The sequence below is a fragment of the Aeromonas sp. EERV15 genome (genome assembly GCF_900079845.1).
Taxonomy (GTDB): domain Bacteria; phylum Pseudomonadota; class Gammaproteobacteria; order Enterobacterales; family Aeromonadaceae; genus Aeromonas; species Aeromonas sobria.
Genome location: NZ_FKKY02000165.1, coordinates 1 through 439 on the forward strand (window position 1 = coordinate 1; position 439 = coordinate 439).

Genomic DNA, 439 nt, shown 5'->3' on the forward strand with positions numbered 1-439 from the left:
CCCGGACCATGGCCAAGGTTCTGGTCGTCGAGGACGAGCCGGCGATCGCCGTGTCCATCGCCTACTTCCTGCGGCGCGACGGGTTCGCGGCCACGGTCGCCACCACGCTCGCGACCGCGGAGCGGGAGATCGACAAGGCGGACCTCATCATCCTCGACCTGATGCTCCCCGACGGCAGCGGCTTCGACCTCATCGGCCAGGTGCGGCGGAGCGCGGCGCGCGCCGCGATCATCGTCCTGTCGAGCCGCGACAGCGAGGCCGACCGCGTCGCCGCGCTCGAGACCGGCGCCGACGACTACGTCACGAAGCCGTTCTCGCCGCGGGAGATCGTGGCGCGCGTGCGCGCCGTCCTGCGCCGCGCCGCGCGGCCCGCGCTGCTCAGCGACGCCCCCGCGCCGCTGCCGCTCGTCGTCGACGAGGCCACGCGGCGGGCGTACGT

At 74.7% G+C, this 439-nt stretch carries 1 protein-coding gene; it reads left to right on the forward strand.

Annotation, left to right across the window (positions count from 1 at the left end):
- Positions 1 to 8: 8 nt before the first annotated feature.
- A partial coding sequence (locus BN4575_RS22995) for a response regulator (protein ID WP_141689929.1) occupies positions 9 to 439 on the forward strand: 431 nt, incomplete at its 3' end.